Genomic DNA, 22409 nt, shown 5'->3' with positions numbered 1-22409 from the left:
CCGCCCGCTCCCCTCGGGCGGCACCCGCGGAACTGCCATCCCCTCAGTTCCGCACCCCGGCCGGGCGGGCAATCCCGGCACTTATTCCCGCAACGCCGGCAACGCCGGCAGGAGCTATCGATGAACGCTGTAGTCGCAGCCGCACCCGAAAACTACCCGCAGCCCCGGAATGAGGGCGCGACCATCCTTTCCGTCATCTCGCGCGCAGCGGCCGACCCGAACTGCGACATCGAGAAGATGGAGCGCCTGATGCAGATGCACGAGCGCATCCAGCAGCGCCAGGCCGCCGCCGACTTCGCCGCGGACCTGGCCGAGATGCAGGACGCCCTGCCCAGCATCGGCGAGCGCGGCAACGCTGCGGGGCGCTACACCTACGCCCTGTGGGAGGACATCAACGCCGCGATCAAGCCGATCATGAAGCAGTTCGGCTTTGCCCTCTCATTCCGCACCGACTTCTCCGACGGTATTGCCGTCACCGGCGTCCTGTCGCACAAGGGCGGCCACCGGGAGGAAACCACGATCAAGCTGCCGGCCGACCCTAGCGGCAACAAGAACGCTGTGCAGGCGGTGGCCTCCAGCGTGAGCTACGGCAAGCGGTACACCGCCGGCGCGCTGCTCAACCTCACCAGCCACGGCGAGGACGACGACGCCTTCACCGCCTCCACCGGCTTCGACATCACCAGCTGGGCGGACGCGATCAAGGACGCCCTGGACAAGGATGACCTGGACCGGATCGCCGCGGACCTGCGCACCAAAACCGGCATCCCTGCTCCGGCCATGCGCCAGATCCGCGCCCTGTGGGCCGCCCGGGCGAAGGAGGTCAAGGCATGAAGGCGAACGAGGCTCAGGAATCGCAGGACTGGATGCTGGCGCGCTGCGGCATGTTCACCGCTTCGCGCGCCGCTGACCTGATGGCCCGCACGAAGTCCGGCCCGAGCGCGTCCCGGGCCAACCTGCTCGCGCTACTGGCCGTTGAGCGCCTGACCGGCCAACCGGTGGAGACCTACCGCAACTCGGCGATGGATCGGGGCATCGAACTGGAGGCCGAGGCGCGGGACGCCTACAGCTTCATCACCGGCCGCGCCGTCGAGGAAGCCGGCTTCGTGCTGTGCAGCGAGCTCCCGAACACCGGGTGCAGCCCCGATGGGCTGGTGGGCGACGGACTGGTTGAGATCAAGTGCCCGGCCAGCATGCAGAAGCACGTGGAAGCCCTGCGCACCGGCGCGCATGCGGTCGAGTACCGCTGGCAGCTGCAGCACCAGATGCTGGTCGTCGGCGCGCCCTGGGTGGACGCGGTGAGCTACGACCCGCGCTTCCCCGACCGCCTGCAGCTGGCCATCACGCGCGTGGAGCGCGACGAGGCGGCCATCGCCGAGCTTCGCGCCGCGATCAAGGCGGCCGACCTGGACGTGGAGAAGATCGTTGACGAGCTGCGCCGCATGCCGGAGGCCGCCTGATGGGCACCGTCACCTTCCAACCCGAAGAGAGCCGCGCCGGATCGCGCCGCGGCGGTACCGCCCGGGCTGCGCTGTACGCGCACGTGGTCGAGGGACAGCTCTGCACGACAGCCCAGATTGCGCGCCGGCTGGGCATCTCGCCCGACGCCGCCTACCAGCGGATCAAGAAGCGCCCGCACCCGCTGACGTGGGATTCCCTGGCTACGAAGTGGAGGAAGGCAGCGTGAACTTGCCCTACGAGAACGCCACCAGCGGCGACAAGGCCATCGGCGAAATCCAGAAGATGCTGCGCGCGTTCGGCTGCCAGCGGTTCGCCACCGGCGAGGACTACGAGACCGGCGAGTTGTTCGTTCAGTTCGAGCATCACGGCCGGCAGGTGCAACTTCGCGCCAGTGCGAAGGGCTACGCCGTGGCATGGCTGAGGGCACACCCGTTCACCAGCAGGACACGCGGAACCAGGGCGGACCACGAAGCCAAGGCGCTGAAGATCGGCGGCATCGCCGTCTACTCAATCCTCCGCGACTGGGTGAAGGGCCAGGTCACGGCCATCGAAATCGGGATGCTGACGTTCGAAGCCGCGTTCCTATCCCACATTCTGCTGCCGAATGGGCAGACGGTCATCGAGCATATGCACCAGCAGAAGCTGCTGCCGGCGGAGGTGAAGCCGTGAACCGCCACTTCACCCGCCGCGCGCCGAAGCGCAATGAAGGCCTCAGCTGGGGCCGCTTCCCGACTGACGACGGATCCGCGGTGACCTACCGCCTGTTCCGCCGCGACCACCGAGGCGCGCTGCACATGGAGGCCCGGACCTTCTTCACCACCGCCGATCCCACCTACATCGCCAAGGTCCTGCGCCACGCCAAGCGCCAGCTGCGCGACCGCGTGGACGAGATCGACCTGGCCGCCATGGAGCAAGCCGCATGAACGCACACAACGAGCAGCAGAGCTTGATAGCAGGACTGCAGGACGCCGCGACCGGGAACACGACGACGGTACGCATGATGGCTTTGTGCGCTGCCGCCGCGAGAGTGCTGGGAGCCCAGCCCGCCGCACTGGATGCCCAGCCCTCGCCAGTAGTCAAGCAAAACTTGACTACTCAGCCCGCCGCCGCGCAGGAGGCGGCGTATCAGGTGCGTCGAGGCATCGGCGAGCCGTGGAAAGAATGCGACCGCGCGGCTTTCGACGTTGTGACGGCAAGCCGCCCTGCGGATGCGCGCAAGCTCTACGCCGCCCCCGTCACCGCAGCGCAGGAGGCGGTGGCGACGGTCGAGAGCTTCACCAACGGCAGCTACCATCGCAACTACAAGCTGCGTTGGCACAAGAACGTCGATGCCGGCACGCAGTTGTTCGCGGCCCCCGTCACCGCAGCGCCGGCCGATCTGATCGAGCGCTGCAAGGAAATTCTCGCGTGGCAGAGGACCGGAGTTCTCCCTGGCGACGCGCTGCGCGCATACGCAAACGCCCGGTGGCCCGACGAGCATGACCCGCTGCAGATCGCGGAAAAGGAGACCGCGCGCGAGGCGTTCCGAATCCTTGCCAGGGCTGCCGCGGCCAGCACCCCCGCAGCGCCGGGGATCGGTCTTCAAGCGTTCCGCAAGGTCGCAATGCCGCTCCTGTGCCAGATGCTGTGCTCCCACGATGCTGAAAGCGTTGCCCGCAAGCTACATGCGGCCCTACTCGACGCCAGCCCCAAGGGCGACGCCGCCGAGCCGCTGCATGCGCACTATTGCAATGCCCAGCCCTCAAGTGCCGAGTGCATCTGTGGGTTGGACAGCCCCAAGGACGGCAGCGAGGCGCGGGATGCAGTTCTGGCCGCGTTGGTCGAAGCGGCGACTGCGGTCGAACGCGCGGATGCGGACGGCGAGCTTACCGACGACCTGGTGGACCGACTCCGTGCCGCTCGGGACGCGGCGCAGACCAACAGCCACGGCGCGGGGGTGCCCGGTGGCTAGCTATTCGTACAGAGCACTATGCCGATCCAATCTCTACCGGCCGTTGCGCAATCGACACGCCAGCGAGTCTTCGAAGATCCTCAGACAGCTGGAGGGCATCGGCCTTAAATCCCCCCAAGTACATGTGCACCGGCGGATCGAAGGCGGGGTCAATGAACTTCGCGAAGGCACGGTAGTGAGCCCGCGAGTCTCCAAGCACTCGAGCAAGGAGCATTCCGTTCGCATCGTCGAGCACGTGGAGGCGAGACATAAGGGACTGGGTTTCTGGCATTTCCAGAAACCTAACCATCTCGGCAAGCTTCATCCTCTGGCTGTCATCAAGACTGTCCGTGCCAATTTGCTCGGCTTCCAGAGTTTCACAAAAGCGCTCGATCCTCGCCGCGGTCCAGATGAACTCCCCACGCAAGAACTGAAGGATCACGCGCGCTTCACGTCGCCGATCACTCTCCTGAATCTTGTGATTCGCTTCGGAAATGGCCAAAGCATCCTGACTCGCATTCTTGGCTGCGACGCCAAGGCGGTATGTAAAGAACCCAAGGACAGAGGTAGCGACTACCCCGAGGAAGGCGACCGCGGCACCCCAGCCATCCCAGTCGGCAACGCACTGCTTGCCCAACCACCAGCACTGGCTCACTCCATCCAGCATGCTCATTCCCTGGTCCCCCTGTGGATTGGGCGGCATTCTGCCATGCGTCCGCGCGCTCGAGCGGCCCGCCCGCAGGGGGTGAAGGATGGCCGGTGATATGCCAATCGGACTGTGCGCCGTGTGCGACGAGCCGCTGGACCTGAGCGATGCAGGCATCTGCAAGACCTGTGGCCAAGGCTTCTGCTGGTCTGGTTGCGGTGGGTGGTATGGCGGCGAACATGCCTGCCACAACTGCGCGCCGGAATTGGTAGAGGAGATCGGCTGCCCGCTGTGCGGCGAGCCATGGTGCGACGCGGACTGCGGAGAGGAAGCGGACAGCCCGCAGGAGGCGAGCGATGCGTGACTTCGCCGAGATCCAGCACCATGCCCGGCAGCTGGCCGGTATGTCTGGCGTCGACCTGGAGCGGGCGCCACCGCGCACCTGCCGCCTGTGGGAGGCCCGCGCGCTCGCCCTGTTCCACCTGGCCGCCGGCGACAAGGCCGAGGCCCACAAGGTCATGGCGCCGTTCAAGCGCCCCAACCTGCAACGCAATGGAGGTAGCCGATGAGCGAACTGCAGCTCCTGCGGCGCGATGACGTGCTGAAGAAGGTCGGCATCAGCAAGTCGACCCTGTACAAGCTCATCTCCACCGATGGTTTTCCCGCGTCCATTCCCGTGGGCGGATCCGTGGCCTGGGTGGAGTCAGAGATCGATGCCTGGATCATCGCCAGGATGGAGAAACGGGGTCAGGCCGCCTGACCCCTCAGCGTGTCCAGGTAATCCGCCCACACCTGCATCATTCTCCGGCGCTCAGCCAGGTGTGCGGTGCGGTTGTAGGAGCGCCCGTTCGGGTCTTTCACCTCGTGTGCCAGCTGGTGCTCGATGATGTCCGGCCGGAACCCCAGCACCTCGTCCAGAATTGTTCGGGCCGTCGCACGGAAGCCATGCCCGGTTACCGTCCCAACCTCGTAGCCCATCCGTCGCAGGGCAGCCAACACAGCATTGCTCGACATCGGTCGGTCTCGTGACCGCGCGGACGGGAACACGTAGCTGCTCCGCGAAGTCAGGGGTTGAAGCTCGGCCAGCACTGCCATGGCCTGGTCCGACAGGGGGACCGTGTGAGGGCGACGCATCTTCATGCGCTCTGCTGGGATCGTCCAGGTGCGCTCTTGAAGGTCGAATTCCCGCCATTGCGCCATGCGTAGCTCCCCGGGGCGGAGGAACACCATGGGAGCCAGCTGCAGCGCCGCCTGGACAATCGGAGTTCCCCGGTAGCCATGCATCGCCCGCAGCAGTGGCCCGAGCTCCTTGGGGTCGGTCACCGCGGCGAAGTTGTTATCGGGTGCCGGCGCCAGCGCACCCTTGAGGTCGGCCACGGGGTTGCGCACCGCTCGGCCTGTGGCGATCGCGTAGCGCATGACCTGGCCGCAGTTCTGCATGATCCGATGAGCCGACTCGATCGCTCCGCGCTTCTCCACGCGCCGCGCGACAGCCAGGAAGTCTGGCGCCTCCAACTGGGCCGCGGGCCGGCTCCCGATCCACGGGAACACGTCATTGGCGAACCACGCTTCGACCTTCACGCGGTACGACTCCACCCAGTCTCGCTTCCCCAGCCACTCCCGGGCGATCACCTCGAATGTGTTGGCGCCCAGTTCGGCGCGCGCCGCGGCGACGGCCTTGCGATGCTCCCCGGGATCGACGCCCTTGGCCAGGAGCTGCCGAGCCTCGTCGCGGCGCTGCCTGGCGAGGGCAAGCGGAACGTCCGGGTACACACCGACCGCCAGAAGCTTCTCCTTCCCGCCGAAGCGGTACTTCAACCGCCAGTAGCGCCCTCCTGTGGGCTGCACGAGCAGGTACAACCCGCCCCCGTCCGACAGCTTCTGGGGCTTGTCGGCGGGCTTGGCGCGGCGGATGGCGGCGTCTGACAAGGGCATGGCTGGGGGTATCAGTTCGGGGTATGGCCCCCGGTACCCCACTTTGTACCCCCACCGTCGCACGGATTGAAACGGATCGGGTCGGACTGCTTAGGACACAAAAAAGGCCGGGAACCCTTGATACCGCTGGGTTCCCGGCCTGATTCGGACCGATTCGGCCCGGTTTATGGTGGAGGTGGGCGGAATTGAACCGCCGTCCGAAGGCACTCCATCCCCGGCACTACATGCTTAGCTCGCCGTTGTATCTCGCCCCGGAACAGCACGGCGCGCAAAGCGCATCCCAGAACCAGCCCGCTTTATCTAGCTTGGGGCTGACGGGCAGCCACCCCATGCGATTCCGTGATGATGACCCTACGCAGCGAGCACGGACACAAGCTGTTTCGGGGCTTAGGCCTTAAGCGGCCAGAGCGTAGTTGTCGTCGTTGGCAACTATGAGTTGTGCAGCTGGATTTACGAGGAAAGCTACCCCCTCGGCATGCGCCAAGCGACTTCACAACCCCCGTCGAAACCAGTGCACCCCCGATTTCTTCAAGAATTCTTCCGTACTGATCGCCCGCATCCGCGATGCGGCGTGGACGATGCTCGACAGCGGCCATGGTACGCGATGTGGCGCGATGCGTCACCTGCGCGTGCTCCGGCGGACATCTTCCAGTCATGCCTGGCCCGTGGCTTGCATCGCGGCCCGCTCAGGCATGCCCCGGAAACGAAAAACGTCCGCAAACCCGGGGCTTGCAGACGTTCTTCAACTGGCGGAGTGAGAGGGATTCGAACCCTCGATAGAGCTTTTGACCCTATACTCCCTTAGCAGGGGAGCCCCTTCGGCCTCTCGGGCATCACTCCGTTTTCTTTCGCCCTGCCGCGTGTTCCGTGGCAGGGCGCGAAGAATACCGTTTAACGGGGTGAAAGGTAAACCCTTATTCGGAAGTTTCTTCACTTCCCTGTGCAGCCGGCTCGTCGCCGCGCTGGATACGCTGGAAAATTTCCTCACGGTGCACCGCCACGTCCTTGGGCGCGGTGATACCGATACGTACCTGGTTGCCCTTGACGCCGAGCACGGTCACGCTGACCGAGTCACCAATCATCAGGGTTTCGCCTACACGGCGAGTCAGGATCAACATTGTGCGAGTCTCCATGGAACCGGTGGGGGTTTCCCACCGGCATTGGCGCGCCAAGAACCTGCGCCCCACGACAAAGGGAAAAGACTCCCAATGTTAATGGCAGGCAGCAGGCGCCTTCAAGGCGCGCGGCTGCCTACGTTCATGCCAAGTGTGGCTTGATCCATTCCAGCACGCCGTCGAGCGCGGCAACCAGCCTGGGACCGTCTTCACCGCCACCCTGTGCCAGATCGGGACGACCACCGCCCTTGCCCCCGATCTGACCGGCGACATGGGACAACAGTTCCCCGGCCTTGACTCTGCCCATTGCCGAGCCATTCACGCCCGCGACCAGGGAGGCCTTGCCGTCCTGGGCGCCCGCCAGCAGGATCACCGCGTCGCCCAGCTGCTGCTTGAGCCGGTCCATCGCCTCGCGCAGCGCCTTGGCGTCGAAGCCCTCCAGGCGCGCGGCCAGCACCTTCACGCCGCCGATCTCGACCGCCGAGGCCCCGAGGTCGGCGGTCGCGCCGGAGGCCAGCTTGGCCTTGAGGGCCTCCAGCTCGCGCTCGAGCTTCTTCTGCCGTTCGCCGAGCTGGCGGATCTTGTCCACCACATCGGCCGCCGCCCCGCCCAGCAGGCTCGCGGCCTCGGCCAGGCGCGCCTCCTCGGCGTCCACGTGGTCCAGCGCCCCCTGCCCGGTCACCGCCTCGATGCGGCGCACGCCGGACGAGACACCGCCCTCGGCGGTGATCTTGAACAGGCCGATGTCGCCGGTGCGCGACACGTGGGTGCCGCCGCACAATTCGGTCGAGTAGTCGCCCATCTTCAACACGCGCACGTTCTCGCCGTACTTCTCGCCGAACAGCGCCATCGCCCCGAAATCCAGCGCTTCCTGCATGCCCATGTGGTGCACTTCGGCCGCGTTGTTGGCACGGACCTGCTCGTTGACCTTGCGCTCGATGAGCGCCAGCTCGTCGCTGCTGATCGGCTGGAAGTGGGAGAAGTCGAAGCGCAGGCGGTCCGGCGCCACCAGCGAGCCCTTCTGCTGCACATGGCTGCCCAGCACTTCGCGCAGCGCGGCATGCAGCAGGTGGGTGGCGGAGTGGTTGAGGATGGTGGCACTGCGACGGGCGGCATCGATTGCGCCGGCGAGGACGTCGCCGAGCTTGATCGTGCCCTGCTCCACGGTACCGACGTGGCCGTGGAACTGGCCGGCGAATTTCTGCGTATCGGAAACCGCGAGCGCTACGCCATTGCCGGACAGCATGCCGGTATCGCCAACCTGGCCGCCGGATTCGGCATAGAACGGCGTCCTGTCGGTGAACACTATCACCTCGTCGCCAGCCTGCACCTCCTCCACCGGGCGCCCCCCCTTGAGCAGGGCGACGACCTTGAGGCCCTCCGCCTGCTGCTGGTCGTAACCCAGGAACACGGTGGGCGACAGCGTCGCGACCAGTTCGGCGGGCAGGGTCACGCCACCGCCGAACTTGCCGGCGGCACGCGCCATCTCGCGCTGGTGCTCCATGGCACTGTCAAAGCCGGCCATGTCCACCGTCATGCCGCGTTCGCGGGCGATGTCGGCGGTCAGGTCGACCGGGAAACCGTAGGTGTCGTACAGGCGGAAGGCGTCGACACCGGGAATGACGCCATCGCCGACCCGGGCGGCGACGTCGTCGAAGATCTTCATGCCCGCGTCCAGCGTCTCGGCGAAACGCTCTTCCTCGGCCAGCAGTGCCTTGTGCACCGTGGTGGCGGCGGCCGGCAGCTCGGGGTAGGCCTCGCCCATCTGCTCGACCAGAGTCGGCACCAGCTTGTGGAAGAAAGGCTGGCGCACACCCAGCATCCAGCCATGGCGCAGGGCGCGGCGGATGATCCGGCGCAGCACATAGCCGCGGCCTTCGTTGGACGGCAGCACGCCATCGACGATCAGGTACGAACAGGCACGGATGTGGTCGGCGATCACGCGCAGCGACTTGTTCTCCAGGTCCGCGGTGCCGGTCAGCTCGGCGGCCTTGCGGATCAGCGCCTGGAACAGGTCGATCTCGTAGTTGGTGTGCACGTGCTGCAGGATCGCCGCCAGGCGCTCCAGGCCCATGCCGGTGTCGACGCACGGCGCCGGCAGCGGCACCAGGGTGCCGTCCGGCTGGCGGTCGAACTGCATGAACACCAGGTTCCAGATCTCGATGAAACGGTCGCCGTCCTCGTCCGGCGAGCCCGGCGGGCCACCGGCGATGTGCTCGCCATGGTCGAAGAAGATCTCGGTGCACGGGCCGCACGGGCCGGTATCGGCCATCTGCCAGAAATTGTCGGAGGCGTACGGCGCGCCCTTGTTGTCGCCGATGCGCACGATGCGGTCTTCCGGCACGCCGATCATGTCGCGCCACAGCGCGTAGGCCTCGTCGTCGTTGTGGTAGACGGTGACCAGCAGGCGCTCGGCCGGCAGCTTCCAGACCTGGGTCAGCAGTTCCCACGCCCACGCAATCGCGTCCTTCTTGAAGTAGTCACCGAAGGACCAGTTGCCCAGCATCTCGAAGAAGGTGTGGTGGCGGGCGGTGTAACCGACCGAGTCGAGGTCGTTGTGTTTGCCGCCGGCACGCAGGCAGCGCTGCACATCGGCCGCACGGACATAGCTGCGCTTTTCGGCGCCCAGGAACACATCCTTGAACTGCACCATGCCGGAGTTGGTGAACAGCAGGGTCGGGTCGTTGCCCGGCACCAGCGGCGCCGACGGCACGATGGTGTGGCCCTTCCCCTTGAAGAAGTCGAGGAAGTCGGCGCGGATCTGAGAGGTAGTGAACTTGACGGGTGTATTCATGAGGACTGGCGATAGGCGGGCTGGCGGCAGCCGGCACCCCACGCGGTGCGTGGACCCGGGACAGCCGAAACCCTGAAAGGGTATCAGGCCCGGTCGCGTCAGTCCTCAGGATCGTAGCGGGTAGCGGCGCGGATGCAGCCGCCGTCGAAGCCGCGCCGGGCCAGCATGTCCGCGGCCTTGCGCCGCTGGGCCAGGTCCAGCGGCCCGTCCGGACCAAAACGGCGGCAGACCAGGTCCCTGGCCAGCGCTGCCCAATCGCCCTCGAAGGTAGCCAGTGCGGCCTCGATCGCCTCGCTGTCCAGGCCGTGGGTGCCCAGCTCGGCACGGATGTGCAGGGGGCCGTAGCCGCTGCCGGTGCGGTTGCGCACCAGGGCCTCCGCGAACCGGGTGTCGTCCTGCCAGCCTTCCTCGGCCAGCCGCGCCACCGCGGCGTCCACCGCGTCGGCGTCCACCCCGCGGGCCTTGAGCTTGCGCCCCAACTCCTTGCGCGAATGTTCCCGCCGCACCAGCAGCCCAAGTGCGCGCTGCAGCGGCGTCTGTTCACGTGGCCGCCGGCTGCGGCGGCCAGGCCGATCTTCGCTGTCGTTCATTGCGTTACCTGCCATCGCGCGCGTACGGGGCATGCCCCGTACCTACCTGCTGGCAACCCTGCTGCGGAGCATCCCTTTACCTCCATGAAACCGCGGGGACGGGTCGACGTCACTGACGATGCGCCGCCCGTCCCCGCGGGAAAATCATTCCTCGTCCGCGTCGTCGCCGGCATCGCGCGCGGCGTCGGCGGGCTGGAACTTCTCGCGCAGCTCGGCCTCCAGCCTGGCTGCCACCTGCGGGTTGTCGCGCAGGTAACCACGGGCGTTGTCCTTGCCCTGGCCGATGCGTTCGTCGCCGTAGCTGTACCAGGCGCCGGCCTTCTCCACGAGCTTGGCGTCCACGCCCATGTCGATCAGCTCGCCCTCGCGGCTGATGCCTTCGCCGTACAGGATCTCGGTGACCACCTGCTTGAACGGGGGCGCCAGCTTGTTCTTGACCACCTTGATCTTGGTCTGGTTGCCGATGATCTCGTCGCCCTTCTTGATCGAGCCGATGCGGCGGATGTCCAGGCGCACCGAGGCGTAGAACTTCAGCGCGTTGCCACCGGTGGTGGTTTCCGGGCTCTGGCCGGGCATCATCACGCCGATCTTCATGCGCAGCTGGTTGATGAAGATCACCAGGGTGTTGGAGCGCTTGATGTTGCCGGTGAGCTTGCGCAGCGCCTGGCTCATCAGTCGCGCCTGCAGGCCGGGCAGCTGGTCGCCCATCTCGCCTTCGATTTCAGCCTTGGGGGTGAGCGCGGCGACCGAGTCGATCACCAAGATGTCCACCGAGCCCGAACGCACCAGCATGTCGGCGATCTCCAGCGCCTGCTCGCCGGTATCCGGCTGCGACAGCAGCAGGTCATCCACGTTCACGCCCAGCTTGGCGGCGTAGATCGGGTCCAGCGCATGCTCGGCGTCGATGAAGGCGGCGGTACCGCCCTGCTTCTGGCATTCGGCGATGGCCTGCAGGGTCAGGGTGGTCTTGCCCGAGGACTCCGGGCCGTAGATCTCGACCACGCGGCCCTTGGGCAGGCCGCCGATGCCCAGCGCGATGTCCAGCATCAGCGAACCGGTGGGAATCGCCTCGACAGGCTCGACCACGCGGTCGCCCATGCGCATCACCGACCCCTTGCCGAACTGCTTTTCGATCTGGCCCAGGGCGGCAGCGAGCGCGCGCTTCTTGTTATCGTCCATCGGGGTCTTCCTCGTCGTTGATGTCATGGATTTCGTCATGGGTCCACTGTAGCGGGGGCGTATCGCACAGGCTGAGACGAGTGCGGGCGGCCAGATTATCGGGACGGGAAGGATACCGGCAGCCGCGCCGGCACCTGCCGCCCGTAGGAAAACCATCGCCCCTGCGATGGGAGAAATGCGGTCACCGGTTCGGCCTCAACAGCCCGCAATACAGGCCTTCGATGGCGAAGTCCTGGTCCGGCAGCACCTCGATGGGCGCATAGTCCGGATTACGCGGCAGCAGGCGGATGCGGTCCTTGCCGACCTTGAGCAGCTTGACCGTGATCTCGTCGTCGATGCGCGCCACCACGATCTGCCCGGACCGCGCGTCACGGGTACGGTGCACGCCGATCAGGTCGCCATCGAAGATGCCTTCGTCGATCATCGAATCGCCCTGAACCTTCAGCAGGTAGTCCGGCGCCGGCGAGAAGAACACCTTGTCGAGCACCACGAAATCGTCCGCCCCCGAGCCGATGTCCGCGCCGATCGGCAGGCCGGCGGCGACCCGCCCCAGTACCGGCAGGCGCAGCACCGGGTCCTCGGCCATCGCCGCGACCGTCACCGCCGGTTCGTCGTCACCGGCGGGCCGCACCAGGCGGATGCCCCGTGCCCGGCCCGGTACCCGCTCGATGGCGCCGGCCGCTTCCAGTGCATCCAGGTGATATTGCGCCGAGCGCACCCCCTTGAAGCCGAAAGCGCGGGCGATCTCGGTCTGCGAGGGCGGCATGCCCTCGCTGTCGATGCGCTCGGCGATCATCTGCAGGATCGCCTGCTGGGTCTGGGTCAGGTCCATGGTTAGTAGTATTACTACTAACGAAAGCCATCGCAAGTGCCTGGCGGCCAGGCCACCAGGCCGGCTCCCGGCCCTTGCCGTACGCGGTCGTCGGCCCGCTAGGAGCGCCTGCCGCTGCGCCAGATCGAGAACAGGATCCACACTCCGCACAGCCCGGCGCCGAGGAAACCGGCCACGCCCAGCGCCAGCAGCCAGCGGTTGCTGCCGCTGCCGATGCTGTTCATGACGATGGACGAGCCGATGATCAGCGCGGCGGTGACGATGCCCACGGTGAGGCGGTTGGCGGCGCGGTTGACCTGGTCGCCGAAGCCCTTCAGTCCCGGCGTGTCCACCATCAGGCGCATGCGCCCGCGGCGTGCGGCCTGCAGCAGGCGGCGCATGTCGCGCGGCAGGTCGCCGGCCAGGTCCAGCGCGCCGAGCAGGCTGCGACGGCCACGCCGCAGCACCGCGCGCGGCGCGTAACGGCGGCGCATGATCCGCTCCAGGAACGGGCGCGCGGCGCCGGCCATGTCGAAATCCGGGTCCAGTTGCCGGCCCATGCCTTCCAGGGTCAGGAAGGTCTTGATCATCAGCGCCAGGTCGGCCGGCAGGGTCAGCCCGTACTGGCGCAGCAGTGCGGTCACGTCACCCAGCATCAGGCCGATGCGCAGGTCCTTGAGCGGCACCCCGCGGTACTGGTCGACGAAACTGCCCAGGTCCTGCTGCAGGCGCGATTCGTCGACTTCCACGCCACCGGCCCACTCCAGCAGCACGTCGGTCACCGCCTCGGGATCCTGGGTCACCAGCCCGTGCAGCAGCCTCGCGACCTGGAAGCGGCGCTGCTCGGACAGCCGCCCGACCATGCCGAAATCGATGATGCCGATGCGCCCATCGCGCAGGTAGAAGATGTTGCCCGGGTGCGGGTCGGCGTGGAAGCAGCCGTCGTCCAGCACCATCTTGAGGATGATCGCCGCGCCGGTATGCGCCAGCGCCACGCGGTCCAGGCCGGCGGCATCGACGGCCTGCAGGTCGCGTCCGGGAATACCGTCGACGAAGTCCTGCACGTTCAGGCTTTCGCAGGTCCATTGCCAGTGCACGCGCGGGATCAGCACTTCCGGATGGCCGGCGAAGTTGCCGGCGATGCGCTCGGCATTGCGGCATTCGGCGGCGAAGTCCAACTCGCGCCGCAGCGACCGGGTGAACTGCTGCACCACTTCCGAAGGCCGGTAGCGGCGCAGGTCAGGCAGGCGCGCCTCGATGATCTCGGCCAGCCGCGCCAGCAGGCGCAGGTCGGCCTCGACCACGTCGCGCATGCCGGGCCGGCGCACCTTCAACACCACCGGGGTGCCGTCGTGCAGCCAGGCCCGGTGTGCCTGCGCCAGCGACGCGGCGGCCATCGGCCGCTGCTCCAGGCGGGCGAAGGCCTGCTCCGGTGGCTCGCCAAGGTCGGCCTCGAGCTGCCCGCGCACCTGGTCGTACGGCAGCGCCGGCACCGCGTTCTGCAGCTCGCTGAACTGGTCGATCCATTCCGGCGGGAACAGGTCCACGCGCGTGGCCAGTACCTGCCCCAGCTTGACGAAGGTCGGGCCGAGTTCCTCCATCGCCCGCCGCACCCGCACCGGCGCGGACATCTGCAGCATCTGGCCGGAATCGTTCCAGTGCAGCAGGCGCCCGGCGCGCTGCAGGACGTCGGCCAGGCCGACGCGGCGGACCACGTCGCCGAAGCCATAACGGATCAGGACCGCGGCGATCTCCTGCAGCCGCCCCAGGTCGCGCACGGTGCCCAGCGCCTCCCACATCAGCCGCGCCCTCCACAGGGGAGCCGCCGGCCAGCCATCACAGCAGGGCCTCCAGCCCCTCCAGCGCGCGCGCCACGGTCTGCCGCCGCACCGCCTCGCGGTCGCCGTCGAAGTGGAAGCGCTCGGCATGGGTGTAACCGCCACGCCGCTTCCAGCCGATCCATACCGTGCCGACCGGCTTGTCGGCGCTGCCGCCGCCGGGCCCGGCGATGCCGGTGACGGCCACGGCGACGCTGGCGCCGGAATGCACCAGCGCACCCGAAACCATCTCGATCACCGTCTCGCGGCTCACCGCGCCCTGGCTTTCCAGCGTCTGCGGACGCACGCCCAGCAGCGCCTGCTTGGCTTCGTAGCTGTAGGCCACCATGCCGCTGTCGAACCAGTCCGAGGAGCCGGCCACGCCGGTCATGGCCTTGGCGATCCAGCCGCCGGTGCAGCTCTCGGCGGTGACCACGCGGTCGCGCGCGGCGCGCAGGCGCTCACCGATGCGGGCGGCGAGGCGCTCCAGTTCCAGATCGTCGGGCGTGGTGGCCATGTCGTCGCCTGCGTAAAGGGTTACCCCGTTGTAACGAAAAACCCGCGGCGGCGAAACCGCCGCCGTGCGCCCGCCGCGTTCAGCGGTCGCAGCCTTCCAGCTTCAGCGCCTGCCCGGGCTTGATCGCATAGGCCGGGGCGCGCAGCCCGTTGGCGCGCGCCAGCGCCGGCAGCTCGCACTGGAAGCGCGCGGCGATGCGGCCCAGGGTGTCGCCCTTGGCGACCTTGTAACTGCGCGCGGCGGGCCGCCGTGCCGGGCGTGCCGGGGCGACCGGCGCGGTGGCGGCAGGCGCGGCCGCCTGCATCGCCTGCACGTCGCCCACCGCCACGTTGCCGGTGTAGCTGGCGGCCTGCGGCCGCTTGATCGCGGCATTCACGTCGGCGGTGATCAATGCCCGCGCCAGGTCCGCGCGCGGCCCGTTCACGCAATGCCGGTTGTACAGCCCGGCGATGCGGGTGGTGGCGTTGATGGTGGTGCCGGCGGGAATCCAGCCATCGGCCTCGTAGCGCGGGTTGAGGTTGCGCAGCACGCGCATGTAGCCGTCGCGGGTACCGGCGCTGCCCAGGCAGATGGTCAGCTCGTAGATCGTGGTGGACCTGGCCAGGCGGATCGTCGCCGGCTGCGCGTTGACCTTGGGGAACTCGACGCCGTACTGCTGCGGGTGCAGGAAGATCCACGCCGCGGCGATCACCATCGGCACGTAGTCCTTGGTCTCGCCCGGGAACTGGTTGTAGATCGAATCGGTCCAGAAGCCCTGCCCGCCGCCCTGGTTGAACACCCGCTGCGCGCGGCCCTCGCCGCCGTTGTAGGCAGCCAGCGCCAGCTCGATGTTGCGGTTGAGCTGGCCCATGCGCTCGTTCATGTAGGAGGCGCTGGCCTCGGCGGCGCTGCGCGCGTCGAACCGGGTATCGAAACCGCTGCCGTCCGGGCCGAGGCCGAAGCGGCGGCCGGTGGCCGGCATGAACTGCATCAGCCCCGCCGCGCCGGCGCGCGAGGAGGCGTGCACGCGGCCGTTGGACTCCTTGGCCATGATGCCGAACAGCAGCGCCTCGGGCAGGCCGCGCTTTTCCCACTCCGGCCACATCACCGCGCGCAGGTTCATGTAGTTCTCGTAGCTGGTCAGCAGCGCCGGGCGCATGTCGGTCAGCCAGCGGCGGATGCCGGCCTGGATGGCCGGGTTGTATTCGACCATCTCATCGAAGGCGTGGCGGTGGTCGTTGAGCAGTGCCGCCGCGCGCGCGGCCTCGGGCACGTCGGCGACCAGCGGACCGACGTGGTCGGGATCGGCCTCGAGCGTATCGCCGGCCTCGTCGGCGCTGTCGCCGGCGCTGTCGTCGGCCTGCTTCTTCAGCAGCCGCTTGTAGGTGGACAGCAGGTTGCCCACCTGGCAGCCCTTCTGGCCGATGCAGGCATTGATGACGTCCTCCATGTCCTCCAGCGCGGCATTGCCCTCGGCGGTGCCCTTGGGGTCGGCGTTGGCAACCAGCAGCAGGGCATCCGCATAACGCTTCTCAGCCGCGGCCATGCGCTGTTCGATCGCCTCGACCCGGGCCTTGTCGCGGGCGGACACGCGCTGCGCGTGCGCGGTGGGAATGGCGATCAGCAGCGAGGCGGCGACCAGCAGCGAGCAACGACGGAAGGACGGAACGGAAGCAGGCATCAGCGGCTTTACGGGCGGAAAGGCTGGCAGGGTAGCCGCCGGCCTCGCTGCCCGGCAACCGGAACGGCCAGGCGATACAGTCGGCAGCTAGAATCACCCCCACGAACACCCGGGAGCACTGCATGGACCCCATCCTGATCGGCAAGGGCATCACCGACGACATCGCCGTCACCCTGCTTCCGCGCTTCGGCAACCGCCATGGCCTGGTGGCCGGCGCCACCGGCACCGGCAAGACAGTGACGCTGATGACCCTGGCCGAGGGCTTCTCGCGGCTGGGCGTGCCGGTGTTCCTGGCCGACGTGAAGGGCGACGTGGCCGGCCTGGCCGTGCCCGGCGACGGCGGCGAGAAGCTGGCCCAGCGCGCCGCCGACATCGGCGTGCCCGGCTACGCCCCGGCCGCCAGCCCGGTGGTGTTCTGGGACCTGTACGGCCAGCTCGGCCACCCGGTGCGGACCACGGTCAGCGAGATGGGCCCGACCCTGCTGGCGCGCATCCTGGAGCTCAACGACACCCAGGCCGGGGTGCTCGACATCGTGTTCAAGCTGGCCGACGACCGCGGCCTGCTGCTGCTCGACCTGGACGACCTGCGCGCCCTGCTCAACCTGGTGGCCGAGGAGCGCAAGGACGTGTCCACCGAGTACGGGCTGGTCAGCGCACAGTCGGTGGCGGCGATCCAGCGTGCGCTGCTGCGCCTGTCGCAGGACGGCGGCGAAGGGTTCTTCGGCGAACCGGCGCTGGAACTGGCCGACATCATGCGCGTCAACCACGACGGCCGCGGCGTGATCGGCATCCTCGCCGCGGCGCAGCTGATCCTCAAGCCGCGCCTGTATTCGACCTTCCTGCTGTGGCTGCTGTCCGAACTGTTCGAGAAACTGCCGGAAGTGGGCGACCTGGAGAAGCCGAAGCTGGTCTTCATCTTCGACGAGGCGCACCTGCTGTTCGACGATGCCCCGCCCGCCCTGGTGCAGCGCATCGAGCAGGTGGTGCGGCTGATCCGCTCCAAGGGCGTGGGCGTGTATTTCTGCTCGCAGTTCCCCGATGACGTGCCGGCCAACATCCTTGGCCAGCTCGGCAACCGCGTGCAGCACGCGCTGCGCGCCTTCACTCCACGCGACCAGAAGGCGGTCAAGACCGCGGCGGAGACCTTCGTCCCGAACCCGAAGCTGGACGTGGTCGCCACGCTGTCGCAGCTGGGCACCGGCGAGGCGCTGGTGTCCACCCTGCAGGACAAGGGGGTGCCCGCGCCGGTGCAGAAGACCCTGGTGGCGCCGCCACGCTGCCGCATGGGCGCGATCACCGACGCCGAGCGCGCCCAGGTCCGCGCCGGCAGCCCGGTCGGCAGCCGCTATGACACCGCGGTCAACCGCGAATCGGCGGCCGAGATCCTGGCGCGTCGCGCGCAACAGGCCGCCGACCAGGCCAAGGCGCCGGCGGCGCGCACCCGCGAGCAGGACGACAGCCAGGAAGGCGGCTTCGGCCAGGCCATCAAGGACGCCATCTTCGGTACCAAGCGCCGCCAGGGCATGATCGAGACCATGGCCAAACAGACCACGCGCACGGTCGGCACCAAGCTGGGCAACCAGATCGTGCGCGGCATCCTCGGCGGGATTTTCGGCGGCAAGCGCTGACCGGTATCCGCGACCGCCACGGCGCCCGCTGGCGGACGTCGCCGGATGCCTGTGCCACCGCGGGTCACGCCGCGCTCGGCAAGCGCCCCAACCCGGCGGCGTGGCCGCCGTGGGCAGCTTGCACGGCGTGCCCGCGCTCCATCGAAGTGCCGCGACGTCAGCCATCGATTGGCCTGGCGCAAGCGTGCGCGGCTACCATGCGCCCGGTCTTCCCGATGTTCCATCGCAATGAGCCGCTGGCGCCCCCCTGCAGAAAAAAGTACCGCCCTGATCACCGCCCAGGGGCATGCGCGGCTGAAGGCCGAGCTGGATGAGCTGTGGCGGCAGCGGCGACCCGAGGTGGTCAAGGCGCTGGCGGCCGCGGCGGCCGAGGGCGACCGCTCGGAGAACGCCGAGTACACCTACCGCAAGAAGCAGCTGGGCGAGATCGACCGCCGCGTGCGTTATTTGAGCAAGCGCCTGCAAGCGCTGCGCGTGGTCGACACCCGCCCCAGCGACCCCGACGCGGTGTTCTTCGGCGCCACGGTGGAACTGGAGAACGTCCAGTCCGGCCAGGTCCACGTCTACCGCATCGTCGGCCCGGATGAAACCGATGCGACCGCCGGCTGGATCAGCATCGATTCGCCGCTGGCCCGTGCGCTGCTGAAAAAGCGCATCGACGACGAATTCGAAGTGGAACTGCCGGGCGGGCGGCAGGGGTTCGCCATCATCGGCATCGACTACGCCGCCGGGTGATGCCCCACAGCGGCGGGTGCGAGCCGCCCATCCCCGCCTGCGGCTTCGCGCCGGCCAGGCCGCCGGGCCGGCACGTCGGCACGGCATCCCGCGCAAAGCGGGGCGCACCGGTCATGGCCGGCGAACCCGGATCGCTTCAGCGCAGCGGCGCGGGGTATGTGCGCCCTTCGCGCAACGGCCGGAAATAGCCGGCTTCGGCGTAGAGGGCATCGTCCTGCCGCAGCTGCCAGCCGGGCACACCGGCCAGCGGCAGCGGACGCAGCTGCAGCGGATCGCCGAGGATCTCGCCAGCTGCCAGCGCCCCGGCCACGCGCGCCACGCAGGCCGCATCGTCCGCGCCGTGCACCACCACGCAGCGCCCGACCAGGCGCCGCCCGGGCACCAGTGCCTGCTCCATCAGCGCGTGCCCGATCACCGCGGCCACGCCGATGCCACCGTCCTGCCAGCGCGCGGCCAGCGCGGCGAACAGCGCATGCCAGTGATGGCCATCCCACAGCGGCAGCAGCCCCGGATCGGCAATGCGCACGATCACCCCGCATTCGTCGAACTGGGTCAGCGCCTGCTGCGCGCGGTTGCGCCGCTGCGGCCCCATCGCGGCGACATGCAGGCACTGGCGCGCGTTGAGCGCCGACTTGATCGCCGGGTAACGTGCCCAGACCAGTGCGTTGAACAGGTCGTGCCAGTTCTCCGGGCGGGTGGCGATGCGCCCCTGCGTGGCGATGCGCGTTTCGTAGTGCAGGCCATCGGCCAGCAGCGCCTCGTCCTGCACGACGAAGCGCGGCCCGTGCGCCGGCAGCAAAGCGTTGAGTGCGTCGATCCCGGGCCACTCTGCGGCGGTCATCCATCCGCGATGGGCGGCATATCCATCGAACAGCGGATGCCGGAAGCACGCCGGATCGACCTGCACACGCGACGGCGCGATGAAACGGCGCCGCCCGGGTGCCGCGCCGGTGCCGTCCGCGCCACCGCCCCCGCCTCCCGGCTGGCCGGTCACAGTACCTTGAGATCGAACGGCGTCGTGGCGGGTTTGATCCGGGCGTCGCCGAACAGGTCATGCTCGTCGCTGTCGGTGATCTCCACGTCGACGAAATCGCCCACGCGCAGCCCCGCTGCATCGGCATTCTGGATATGCACCAGACCGTCGATCTCCGGCGCGTCCGCCCGGGAGCGCGCCACCGCGATGCCGTCCTCGATGGCGTCCACCAGGCATTGCTGCACGCTGCCGACCTTCGCTTCCAGCCTGGCCGCGGAGATGGCGGCCTGCTTTTCCATGAAGCGGGCCAGGCGCTCCTGCTTGACGTCTTCCGGCACCGGGTCGGGCAGCTCGTTGGCGGTGGCGCCTTCCACCGGCGAATAGGCGAATGCACCGACGCGGTCGAGCTGGGCGGCGTCGAGGAACTCGAGCAGCTGCTCGAACTCGGCTTCCGTCTCGCCCGGGAAACCGACGATGAAGGTCGAACGCACGGTGATGTCCGGGCAGATCTGGCGCCAGCGCAGTACCCGCTCCAGGGTCTTGTCGACCGCGCCCGGGCGCTTCATCAGCTTGAGGATGCGCGGGCTGGCGTGCTGGAACGGGATGTCCAGGTACGGCAGGATGCGGCCCTCGGCCATCAGCGGCACGACATCGTCCACGTGCGGATACGGGTAGACGTAGTGCAGGCGGGTCCAGGCGTCCAGCTCGGACAGCCCCTCGCACAGCGCCTTCATGCGCGTGGCGTATTCCCTGCCGCGCCAGGTGCCCGGCGCGTACTTGCGGTCCACGCCGTAGGCCGAGGTGTCCTGCGACACCACCAGCAGTTCGCGCACGCCGCCCTTCACCAGCCGCTCGGCCTCGCGCAGCACGTCCTCCACCGGGCGCGAGACCAGGTCGCCGCGCATCGACGGGATGATGCAGAAGCTGCAGCGGTGGTTGCAGCCTTCGGAAATCTTCAGGTACGCATAGTGGCGCGGGGTCAGCTTGATGCCGTAGTCCGGCACCAGGTCCACGAACGGGTCGTGCCTGGGCGGCAGCGCGGCATGCACCGCGTCCATCACGCTGGCGTAATCCTGCGGCCCGGACACCGACAGCACGTCCGGGTACTGCTCGCGGATCATCTCCGACTTCTTGCCCAGGCAGCCGGTGACGATGACCTTGCCGTTCTCGTTCATCGCCTCGCCGATGGCGTCCAGCGATTCGGCCACGGCCGAATCGATGAAGCCGCAGGTGTTGACCACCACCACGTCGGCCGAGTCGTAGGACGGCACGATGTCGTAGCCCTCCACCCGCAACTGGGTGAGGATGCGCTCGGAATCGACGAGGGCCTTCGGGCAGCCAAGGCTGACGAAGCCGACTTTGGGGTTCAGCTGGGACATGGGGTCTGGCGGTTCTGGAAGGCCGGGGCCGGAATGGCCGCGGGGCCGTGAGGGCGGCGATTATACCGGCCGGGTGCCGGCACTACCCGGCAGTGGCCTTAACATCGGCGGGAATCATTCCCGCGTGCGCCACGGAGCCCTCCCATGAACCACTGGATCACCCTCACAACCGCCCATGGCCCGGTACGCGCCTGGCAGGCCCTGCCCGACGCCCCCGCGCGCGCCGGGCTGGTGGTGATCCAGGAGATCTTCGGCGCCAACGCCCATATCCGCCATGTCGCCGAGCAGTACGCAGCCGAGGGCTACGCGGTGCTGGCCCCCTCCTTCTTCGACCCGATCGAACCGGGGCTCGAGCTGGACTACGACGCCGCCGGCACCGCCCGCGGCAGGGCGCTGGTGGACGCGCTGGGCGTGGACCGCGCCGTCGATATCGTGGATGCCGCCGCGCACGCCCTGGCCGGGCACGGCAAGGTCGGGACCGTGGGCTACTGCTGGGGCGGCACTATCGCCCTGCTCGCCGCGCAGCGGCTGGGCCTGCCCTCGGCCAGCTATTACGGCGCACGCAACGTGCCGTTCCTGGATGCGCCGTTCAAGGCCCCGGCGATCTTCCATTTCGGCGCGCAGGACCCCTCGATCCCGGCGGCCGCCGTTGCAGCGCACCGTGAAAAGCAACCGTCGATGCAGGTATACGTGTACCCGGCCGGCCACGCCTTCAACCGCGAGGTCGGCGCGCACTACCACGCTCCGAGCGCCGCGCTGGCGCGCGAACGCACCCTGGCCTTCCTCAGCGAGAACCTGCGATGACCGACGTTGTGACGTCCGATTTCGAGCTTGACACCCGCCTTGCCGCCGACAGCGTGCTGATCGCCGACGGCCCGCTGTCCCAGATCCGGCTGATGAACGACGACCGCTTCCCCTGGGTCGTGCTGGTGCCGCGCGTCGCCGGCGCCAGCGAGTGGATCGACCTGGACGGCAACCAGCAGCGGCTGCTGCTGGCCGAGATCAACCAGGTCTCCCGCCACCTGAAGCAGAAGCCCAACGTCACCAAGCTCAACATCGGCGCGCTCGGCAACATCGTGCCGCAGCTGCACATCCACCTGGTCGGCCGCCATGAGGGCGATGCCGCCTGGCCCGGACCGGTCTGGGGCAGCGGCCCGGCACAGCGCTTCGACCCGGGGGTACTGGCCGAGCGTGTCGAAATCTGGCGCCAGCGGCTACGATAGCCACCACTTCAACCAAGGA

Annotated in this window: 25 protein-coding genes, 1 tRNA gene and 1 other RNA gene; 13 read left to right on the top strand and 14 right to left on the bottom strand. The window is 68.3% G+C overall.

All coding sequences use genetic code 11. The features are described 5' to 3' along the window. Positions 1-120 precede the first annotated feature (120 nt). The 6 genes from MKP15_RS04165 to MKP15_RS04140 are packed head-to-tail and all read left to right on the top strand — an operon-like array spanning position 121 to position 3409. Entirely contained in the window at positions 121-831 is a 711-nt protein-coding gene (locus MKP15_RS04165) for an ERF family protein (protein WP_240211869.1), read from the top strand. After that, positions 828-1457 (top strand): lambda exonuclease family protein, encoded by a 630-nt coding sequence (locus MKP15_RS04160; RefSeq protein ID WP_240211868.1) that lies wholly within the window; start codon positions 828-830, stop codon positions 1455-1457. The genes MKP15_RS04165 and MKP15_RS04160 overlap by 4 nt, the downstream gene beginning before the upstream one ends. Continuing rightward, complete coding sequence (locus tag MKP15_RS04155) at positions 1457-1684, top strand: sigma-70 region 4 domain-containing protein (RefSeq protein WP_240211867.1); 228 nt, start codon at positions 1457-1459, stop codon at positions 1682-1684. The genes MKP15_RS04160 and MKP15_RS04155 overlap by 1 nt, the downstream gene beginning before the upstream one ends. Continuing rightward, on the top strand, positions 1681-2127 hold the full coding sequence (locus tag MKP15_RS04150; protein WP_240211866.1) for a hypothetical protein: 447 nt from the start codon (positions 1681-1683) through the stop codon (positions 2125-2127). Before MKP15_RS04155 ends, MKP15_RS04150 begins: the two co-directional genes overlap by 4 nt. After that, on the top strand, positions 2124-2381 hold the full coding sequence (locus tag MKP15_RS04145; protein WP_240211865.1) for a hypothetical protein: 258 nt from the start codon (positions 2124-2126) through the stop codon (positions 2379-2381). Before MKP15_RS04150 ends, MKP15_RS04145 begins: the two co-directional genes overlap by 4 nt. Then, entirely contained in the window at positions 2378-3409 is a 1032-nt protein-coding gene (locus MKP15_RS04140) for a hypothetical protein (protein WP_240211864.1), read from the top strand. The genes MKP15_RS04145 and MKP15_RS04140 overlap by 4 nt, the downstream gene beginning before the upstream one ends. Before the next feature lie 16 nt (positions 3410-3425). Here MKP15_RS04140 and MKP15_RS04135 read toward each other — a convergent pair whose 3' ends face one another. Further along, the gene (locus tag MKP15_RS04135) at positions 3426-4061 is read right to left on the bottom strand and encodes a hypothetical protein (protein WP_240211863.1); all 636 of its coding nucleotides are present in this window, start codon (positions 4059-4061) and stop codon (positions 3426-3428) included. A 91-nt stretch (positions 4062-4152) separates the two neighbouring features. Between MKP15_RS04135 and MKP15_RS04130 the strand changes: the two genes are divergently transcribed. The 3 genes from MKP15_RS04130 to MKP15_RS04120 are packed head-to-tail and all read left to right on the top strand — an operon-like array spanning position 4153 to position 4794. Next, a complete protein-coding gene (locus MKP15_RS04130) occupies positions 4153-4398 on the top strand; it encodes a hypothetical protein (RefSeq protein WP_240211862.1) in 246 nt (81 codons plus the stop codon). Next, the gene (locus tag MKP15_RS04125; protein WP_240211861.1) at positions 4391-4603 is read left to right on the top strand and encodes a hypothetical protein; all 213 of its coding nucleotides are present in this window, start codon (positions 4391-4393) and stop codon (positions 4601-4603) included. Before MKP15_RS04130 ends, MKP15_RS04125 begins: the two co-directional genes overlap by 8 nt. Beyond that, the gene (locus MKP15_RS04120) at positions 4600-4794 is read left to right on the top strand and encodes an AlpA family phage regulatory protein (protein ID WP_240211860.1); all 195 of its coding nucleotides are present in this window, start codon (positions 4600-4602) and stop codon (positions 4792-4794) included. Before MKP15_RS04125 ends, MKP15_RS04120 begins: the two co-directional genes overlap by 4 nt. On the opposite strand, the gene MKP15_RS04115 is transcribed toward MKP15_RS04120, so the two are convergent. From MKP15_RS04115 to MKP15_RS04065, 11 genes are all read right to left on the bottom strand, one after another. After that, entirely contained in the window at positions 4782-6032 is a 1251-nt protein-coding gene (locus tag MKP15_RS04115; RefSeq protein ID WP_240211859.1) for an integrase arm-type DNA-binding domain-containing protein, read from the bottom strand. The genes MKP15_RS04120 and MKP15_RS04115 overlap by 13 nt on opposite strands. Positions 6033-6136: 104 nt before the next feature. After that, positions 6137-6490: a transfer-messenger RNA gene (ssrA, locus tag MKP15_RS04110) on the bottom strand. A gap of 226 nt (positions 6491-6716) precedes the next feature. Beyond that, positions 6717-6809 (bottom strand) — tRNA-Ser (locus MKP15_RS04105). A 74-nt stretch (positions 6810-6883) separates the two neighbouring features. Further along, the gene (gene csrA, locus MKP15_RS04100; RefSeq protein ID WP_054668711.1) at positions 6884-7087 is read right to left on the bottom strand and encodes a carbon storage regulator CsrA; all 204 of its coding nucleotides are present in this window, start codon (positions 7085-7087) and stop codon (positions 6884-6886) included. A 139-nt stretch (positions 7088-7226) separates the two neighbouring features. Next, entirely contained in the window at positions 7227-9878 is a 2652-nt protein-coding gene (alaS, locus tag MKP15_RS04095) for an alanine--tRNA ligase (protein WP_240211858.1), read from the bottom strand. A gap of 98 nt (positions 9879-9976) precedes the next feature. Beyond that, complete coding sequence (gene recX / locus MKP15_RS04090) at positions 9977-10468, bottom strand: recombination regulator RecX (RefSeq protein WP_240211857.1); 492 nt, start codon at positions 10466-10468, stop codon at positions 9977-9979. A gap of 144 nt (positions 10469-10612) precedes the next feature. Then, positions 10613-11647, bottom strand: coding sequence for a recombinase RecA (recA, locus tag MKP15_RS04085; protein ID WP_104939106.1), 1035 nt, complete (start codon positions 11645-11647; stop codon positions 10613-10615). 181 nt (positions 11648-11828) lie between these two features. Beyond that, the gene (gene lexA, locus MKP15_RS04080; protein ID WP_161613625.1) at positions 11829-12479 is read right to left on the bottom strand and encodes a transcriptional repressor LexA; all 651 of its coding nucleotides are present in this window, start codon (positions 12477-12479) and stop codon (positions 11829-11831) included. Between the two features lie 98 nt (positions 12480-12577). Continuing rightward, on the bottom strand, positions 12578-14257 hold the full coding sequence (gene ubiB, locus MKP15_RS04075) for a 2-polyprenylphenol 6-hydroxylase (protein ID WP_240211856.1): 1680 nt from the start codon (positions 14255-14257) through the stop codon (positions 12578-12580). Positions 14258-14294: 37 nt separating this feature from the next. Further along, positions 14295-14792 carry a CinA family protein gene (locus MKP15_RS04070; protein WP_161613623.1) on the bottom strand — a complete coding sequence of 166 codons (498 nt, stop codon included), beginning with the start codon at positions 14790-14792 and terminating at the stop codon, positions 14295-14297. A 79-nt stretch (positions 14793-14871) separates the two neighbouring features. Further along, entirely contained in the window at positions 14872-16452 is a 1581-nt protein-coding gene (locus MKP15_RS04065; protein WP_240211855.1) for a transglycosylase SLT domain-containing protein, read from the bottom strand. A gap of 122 nt (positions 16453-16574) precedes the next feature. On the opposite strand from MKP15_RS04065, the gene MKP15_RS04060 reads away from it, so the two are divergent. After that, complete coding sequence (locus tag MKP15_RS04060) at positions 16575-18080, top strand: helicase HerA-like domain-containing protein (RefSeq protein ID WP_240211854.1); 1506 nt, start codon at positions 16575-16577, stop codon at positions 18078-18080. 228 nt (positions 18081-18308) lie between these two features. After that, positions 18309-18815, top strand: a complete 507-nt coding sequence (gene greB, locus MKP15_RS04055) for a transcription elongation factor GreB (protein ID WP_104939111.1) — start codon at positions 18309-18311, stop codon at positions 18813-18815. Between the two features lie 136 nt (positions 18816-18951). Here the strand turns inward: greB and MKP15_RS04050 are convergent, their stop codons facing one another. Both MKP15_RS04050 and rimO read right to left on the bottom strand, forming a co-directional pair. Then, the gene (locus MKP15_RS04050; RefSeq protein WP_240211853.1) at positions 18952-19656 is read right to left on the bottom strand and encodes a DUF3025 domain-containing protein; all 705 of its coding nucleotides are present in this window, start codon (positions 19654-19656) and stop codon (positions 18952-18954) included. Between the two features lie 149 nt (positions 19657-19805). Next, positions 19806-21167: a 30S ribosomal protein S12 methylthiotransferase RimO gene (gene rimO, locus MKP15_RS04045; RefSeq protein ID WP_240211852.1), complete on the bottom strand. Its 1362-nt coding sequence runs from the start codon at positions 21165-21167 to the stop codon at positions 19806-19808. Positions 21168-21311: 144 nt separating this feature from the next. On the opposite strand from rimO, the gene MKP15_RS04040 reads away from it, so the two are divergent. Both MKP15_RS04040 and MKP15_RS04035 read left to right on the top strand, forming a co-directional pair. Beyond that, a complete protein-coding gene (locus tag MKP15_RS04040; protein WP_240211851.1) occupies positions 21312-21971 on the top strand; it encodes a dienelactone hydrolase family protein in 660 nt (219 codons plus the stop codon). Continuing rightward, entirely contained in the window at positions 21968-22390 is a 423-nt protein-coding gene (locus tag MKP15_RS04035; protein ID WP_104939115.1) for an HIT family protein, read from the top strand. The genes MKP15_RS04040 and MKP15_RS04035 overlap by 4 nt, the downstream gene beginning before the upstream one ends. The last annotated feature ends 19 nt before the right edge of the window (positions 22391-22409 follow it).

Origin of the sequence: Stenotrophomonas sp. Y6 (assembly GCF_022436665.1) — a bacterium.
Classification (GTDB): Bacteria; Pseudomonadota; Gammaproteobacteria; order Xanthomonadales; family Xanthomonadaceae; genus Stenotrophomonas; species Stenotrophomonas acidaminiphila_A.
The sequence above is the reverse complement of the archived record's forward strand: the minus strand, read 5'-3'. Positions and strand labels throughout refer to the sequence as shown.